This window comes from Pseudomonas sp. NPDC089407, from assembly GCF_044900445.1.
Lineage (GTDB): Bacteria > Pseudomonadota > Gammaproteobacteria > Pseudomonadales > Pseudomonadaceae > Aquipseudomonas.
This window is the reverse complement of the sequence record NZ_JBJDNB010000064.1, coordinates 1-6,554: the sequence shown is the minus strand read 5'-3', so window position 1 is coordinate 6,554 and position 6,554 is coordinate 1. Positions and strand designations below refer to the sequence as shown.

The 6,554-nt window shown below is 59.4% G+C and carries 1 protein-coding gene; it reads right to left on the bottom strand.

All coding sequences use genetic code 11. From position 1 onward, the window contains the following. Window positions 1-6,554, bottom strand: a 6,554-nt coding sequence (locus ACI2KG_RS28790) for an immunoglobulin-like domain-containing protein (RefSeq protein ID WP_404664225.1), incomplete at both ends; no start/stop codon positions are given.

Genomic DNA, 6,554 nt, shown 5'->3' with positions numbered 1-6,554 from the left:
TCGTCGCTCGGGGCGTCGACAGTGATCGAGGCCTCTTTCGAGCCAGCCGCGATGGTGATGGTTTCACCGTTGCTCAGCTTGATCACCAGGTCGGTACCGGCCTTGTTGGTCAAGGTGGCGGTGTAGGTGATCTTGCCGCCTTCGGCCACGGTATCGGTGGCGGTGAGGCTCAAGGTCGTCACGTCTGGCGTGGCTGGGTTGTCGGTGACGGTAGTCACTGGCTCGCCAACCGCCACGGTCTTCTCGTAGTTACCGCCCGAGATGTCGGTGATCTTGTTGCTCAGGTCCAGGTTGGTGTTGTGGACGTTGTTCGGTGCGGTGTACGGCACCGAAGCCGACGACTCACCCACTGGGATGGTGATGGTCTGGCCGTTGGCCAGTTTCACGACCAGATCCGAGCCGGTGACCTTGTGGTTGACCGAGGCGGTGTAGGTCACTACCCCACCTTCAGCAACTGTCGAAGTCGCGGTCAGGGTGACCGTGGTGGTATCGATGGTGTCAGTGACTTTGGTCACGGCAGCAGTGCTGCTGACTTCCAGCTTCTCGAAGTCGCCACCCGTGGTGTCTTCCACCTTCACGCTCAGGTTTTCAGCATCGATGTACACATCGTCGCTCGGCGCGTCGACGGTGATCGAGGCTTCTTTCGAGCCGGCTGCGATGGTGATGGTTTCACCGTTGCTCAGCTTGATCACCAGGTCCGTGCCGGCCTTGTTGGTCAAGGTCGCGGTGTAGGTGATCTTGCCGCCTTCAGCCACGGTGTCGGTGGCGGTGAGGCTCAAGGTCGTCACGTCTGGCGTGGCTGGGTTGTCGGTGACGGTAGTCACTGGCTCGCCGACGGCCACGGTCTTCTCGTAGTTACCGCCCGAGATATCGGTGATCTTGTTGCTCAGGTCCAGGTTGGTGTTATGGACGTTGTTCGGCGCAGTGAACGGTACCGAAGCAGACGATTCGCCCACCGGGATGGTGATGATCTGGCCGTTGGCCAGTTTCACGACCAGGTCAGAGCCGGTGACTTTGTGGTTCACCGAAGCGGTGTAAGTAACGACCCCACCTTCAGTGACTGTCGAGGTCGCCGTTAGGGTGACGGTGGTGGTGTCGATGGTGTCAGTGACTTTGGTCACGGCAGCAGTGCTGCTGACTTCCAGCTTCTCGAAGTCACCACCGGTGGTGTCTTCCACCTTCACGCTCAGGTCTTCGGCATCGATGTACACATCGTCGCTTGGCGCGTCGACGGTGATCGAGGCTTCTTTCGAGCCGGCTGCGATGGTGATGGTTTCACCGTTGCTCAGCTTGATCACCAGATCGGTACCAGCCTTGTTGGTCAAGGTCGCGGTGTAGGTGATCTTGCCGCCTTCAGCCACGGTGTCGGTGGCGGTGAGGCTCAAGGTCGTCACGTCTGGCGTGGCTGGGTTGTCGGTGACAGTAGTCACTGGCTCGCCAACGGCTACGGTCTTCTCGTAATTACCACCCGAGATGTCAGTGATCTTGTTGCTCAGGTCCAGGTTGGTGTTATGGACGTTGTTCGGCGCAGTGAACGGCACCGAAGCCGACGATTCACCCACTGGGATGGTGATGGTCTGGCCATTGGCCAGTTTCACGACCAGGTCCGAGCCGGTGACTTTGTGGTTGACCGAAGCGGTGTAAGTAACCACGCCGCCCTCGACCACGCTTTGCGTGGCAGTCAAGGTCACGGTGGTGGTGTCGATGGTATCGGTCACCTTGGTCACAGCGGCAGTGCTGCTGACATTCAGCTTCTCGAAGTCACCACCGGTGGTGCTGTCCACCTTCACGCTCAGGTCTTCAGCATCGATGTACACATCGTCGCTCGGGGCGTTGACAGTGATCGAGGCTTCTTTCGAGCCGGCTGCGATGGTGATGGTTTCACCGTTGCTCAGCTTGATCACCAGGTCCGTGCCAGCCTTGTTGGTCAAGGTCGCGGTGTAGGTGATCTTGCCGCCTTCGGCCACAGTGTCCGTGGCGGTCAGGGTGAGCGTGGTGATGTCCGGGGTCGCCGGGTTGTCAGTAACCGTGGTCACTGGCTCGCCAACCGCCACGGTCTTCTCGTAGTTACCACCCGAGATGTCGGTGATCTTGTTGCTCAGGTCCAGGTTGGTGTTATGGACGTTGTTCGGCGCAGTGAACGGCACCGAAGCAGACGACTCACCCACTGGGATGGTGATGGTCTGGCCGTTGGCCAGTTTCACGATCAGGTCAGAGCCGGTGACTTTGTGGTTGACCGAGGCGGTGTAGGTCACTACCCCGCCTTCAGCAACTGTCGAAGTCGCGGTCAGGGTGACGGTGGTGGTATCGATGGTATCAGTGACTTTGGTCACGGCAGCAGTGCTGCTGACTTCCAGCTTCTCGAAGTCACCACCGGTGGTGTCTTCCACCTTCACGCTCAGGTCTTCGGCATCGATGTACACATCGTCGCTCGGGGCGTCGACGGTGATCGAGGCTTCTTTCGAGCCAGCCGCGATGGTGATGGTCTCGCCATTGCTCAGCTTGATCACCAGGTCGGTGCCAGCCTTGTTGGTCAAGGTCGCGGTGTAGGTGATCTTGCCGCCTTCGGCCACGGTGTCCGTGGCGGTCAGGGTGAGCGTGGTGATATCAGGGGTCGCCGGGTTGTCAGTAACCGTGGTCACTGGCTCGCCGACGGCTACGGTCTTCTCGTAGTTACCACCCGAGATGTCGGTGATCTTGTTGCTCAGGTCCAGGTTGGTGTTATGGACGTTGTTCGGCGCGGTGAACGGCACCGAAGCCGACGACTCGCCCACTGGGATGGTGATGGTCTGGCCGTTGGCCAGTTTGATCACCAGGTCCGAACCGGTGACCTTGTGGTTGACCGAAGCGGTGTAAGTAACCACGCCGCCCTCGACCACGCTTTGCGTGGCAGTCAAGGTCACGGTGGTGGTGTCGATGGTATCGGTCACCTTGGTCACGGCAGCGGTGCTGCTGACGTCCAGCTTCTCGAAGTCACCACCGGTGGTGTCTTCCACCTTCACGCTCAGGTTTTCAGCATCGATGTACACGTCGTCGCTCGGGGCGTCGACGGTGATCGAGGCTTCTTTCGAGCCGGCTGCGATGGTGATGGTTTCACCATTGCTCAGCTTGATCACCAGATCGGTACCAGCCTTGTTGGTCAAGGTGGCGGTGTAGGTGATTTTGCCGCCTTCGGCCACAGTGTCCGTGGCGGTCAGGGTGAGCGTGGTGATATCCGGGGTCGCCGGGTTGTCAGTAACCGTGGTCACTGGCTCGCCGACGGCTACGGTCTTCTCGTAATTACCACCCGAGATGTCGGTGATCTTGTTGCTCAGGTCCAGGTTGGTGTTGTGGACGTTGTTCGGTGCGGTGTACGGCACCGAAGCCGACGACTCACCCACTGGGATGGTGATGGTCTGGCCGTTGGCCAGTTTCACGACCAGGTCAGAGCCGGTGACTTTGTGGTTGACCGAGGCGGTGTAGGTCACTACCCCACCTTCAGCAACTGTCGAAGTCGCGGTCAGGGTGACGGTGGTGGTATCGATGGTATCAGTGACTTTGGTCACGGCAGCAGTGCTGCTGACTTCCAGCTTCTCGAAGTCACCACCGGTGGTGTCTTCCACCTTCACGCTCAGGTCTTCGGCATCGATGTACACATCGTCGCTCGGGGCGTCGACGGTGATCGAGGCTTCTTTCGAGCCAGCCGCGATGGTGATGGTCTCGCCATTGCTCAGCTTGATCACCAGGTCGGTGCCAGCCTTGTTGGTCAAGGTCGCGGTGTAGGTGATCTTGCCGCCTTCGGCCACGGTGTCCGTGGCGGTCAGGGTGAGCGTGGTGATATCAGGGGTCGCCGGGTTGTCGGTAACCGTGGTCACTGGCTCGCCGACGGCTACGGTCTTCTCGTAGTTACCACCCGAGATGTCGGTGATCTTGTTGCTCAGGTCCAGGTTGGTGTTGTGGACGTTGTTCGGGGCGGTGAACGGTACCGAAGCAGACGATTCGCCCACCGGGATAGTGATGGTCTGACCGTTGGCCAGTTTCACGACCAGGTCAGAGCCGGTGACTTTGTGGTTGACCGAAGCGGTGTAAGTAACAACGCCACCTTCAGTGACTGTCGAAGTCGCGGTCAGGGTGACGGTGGTGGTATCGATGGTGTCAGTGACTTTGGTCACAGCAGCAGTGCTGCTGACTTCCAGCTTCTCGAAGTCACCACCGGTGGTGCTGTCCACCTTCACGCTCAGGTTTTCAGCATCGATGTATACATCGTCGCTCGGGGCGTCGACAGTGATCGAGGCTTCTTTCGAACCCGCTGCGATGGTGATGGTTTCACCATTGCTCAGCTTGATCACCAGATCGGTACCGGCCTTGTTGGTCAAGGTGGCGGTGTAGGTGATCTTGCCGCCTTCGGCCACGGTGTCCGTGGCGGTCAGGGTGAGCGTGGTGATATCAGGGGTCGCCGGGTTGTCAGTAACCGTGGTCACTGGCTCGCCGACGGCTACGGTCTTCTCGTAGTTACCGCCCGAGATATCGGTGATCTTGTTGCTCAGGTCCAGGTTGGTGTTGTGGACGTTGTTCGGCGCGGTGAACGGTACCGAAGCCGACGATTCGCCCACTGGGATAGTGATGGTCTGGCCGTTGGCCAGTTTCACGACCAGGTCAGAGCCGGTGACTTTATGGTTGACCGAAGCGGTGTAAGTAACCACGCCGCCCTCGACCACGCTTTGCGTGGCAGTCAAGGTCACGGTGGTGGTGTCGATGGTATCGGTCACCTTGGTCACAGCAGCAGTGCTGCTGACGTCCAGCTTCTCGAAGTCGCCACCGGTGGTGTCTTCCACCTTCACGCTCAGGTCTTCAGCATCGATGTACACGTCGTCGCTTGGCGCGTCGACGGTGATCGAGGCTTCTTTCGAGCCGGCTGCGATGGTGATGGTTTCACCGTTGCTCAGCTTGATCACCAGGTCGGTGCCAGCCTTGTTGGTCAAGGTGGCGGTGTAGGTGATCTTGCCGCCTTCGGCCACGGTATCGGTGGCGGTGAGGCTCAAGGTCGTCACGTCTGGCGTGGCTGGGTTGTCGGTGACGGTAGTCACTGGCTCGCCGACGGCTACGGTCTTCTCGTAATTACCACCCGAGATGTCAGTGATCTTGTTGCTCAGGTCCAGGTTGGTGTTATGGACGTTGTTCGGCGCAGTGAACGGTACCGAAGCAGACGATTCGCCAACCGGGATGGTGATGATCTGGCCGTTGGCCAGTTTCACGACCAGGTCAGAGCCGGTGACCTTGTGGTTGACCGAGGCGGTGTAGGTCACTACCCCACCTTCAGTGACTGTCGAAGTCGCGGTCAGGGTGACGGTGGTGGTGTCGATGGTATCGGTGACTTTGGTCACAGCGGCAGTGCTGCTGACTTCCAGCTTCTCGAAGTCACCACCGGTGGTGCTGTCCACCTTCACGCTCAGGTTTTCAGCATCGATGTATACATCGTCGCTCGGGGCGTCGACAGTGATCGAGGCTTCTTTCGAACCCGCTGCGATGGTGATGGTTTCACCATTGCTCAGCTTGATCACCAGATCGGTACCGGCCTTGTTGGTCAAGGTGGCGGTGTAGGTGATCTTGCCGCCTTCGGCCACGGTGTCCGTGGCGGTCAGGGTGAGCGTGGTGATATCAGGGGTCGCCGGGTTGTCGGTAACCGTGGTCACTGGCTCGCCGACGGCCACGGTCTTCTCGTAGTTACCGCCCGAGATGTCAGTGATTTTGTTGCTCAGGTCCAGGTTGGTGTTGTGGACGTTGTTCGGCGCGGTGAACGGCACCGAAGCAGACGACTCACCCACTGGGATGGTGATGGTCTGGCCGTTGGCCAGTTTCACGACCAGGTCAGAGCCGGTGACTTTGTGGTTGACCGAAGCGGTGTAGGTCACTACCCCACCTTCAGCAACTGTCGAAGTCGCGGTCAGGGTGACGGTGGTGGTATCGATGGTATCAGTGACTTTGGTCACGGCAGCAGTGCTGCTGACTTCCAGCTTCTCGAAGTCACCACCCGTGGTGCTGTCCACCTTCACGCTCAGGTTTTCAGCATCGATGTATACATCGTCGCTCGGGGCGTCGACGGTGATCGAGGCTTCTTTCGAACCCGCTGCGATGGTGATGGTCTCGCCATTGCTCAGCTTGATCACCAGGTCGGTACCGGCCTTGTTGGTCAAGGTGGCGGTGTAGGTGATCTTGCCGCCTTCGGCCACGGTATCGGTGGCGGTGAGGCTCAAGGTCGTCACGTCTGGCGTGGCTGGGTTGTCGGTGACGGTAGTCACTGGCTCGCCAACCGCCACGGTCTTCTCGTAGTTACCGCCCGAGATGTCGGTGATCTTGTTGCTCAGGTCCAGGTTGGTGTTGTGGACGTTGTTCGGCGCAGTGAACGGCACCGAAGCCGACGATTCACCCACTGGGATGGTGATGGTCTGGCCGTTGGCCAGTTTGATCACCAGGTCCGAACCGGTGACTTTGTGGTTGACCGAAGCGGTGTAAGTAACCACGCCGCCCTCGACCACGCTTTGCGTGGCAGTCAAGGTCACGGTGGTGGTGTCGAT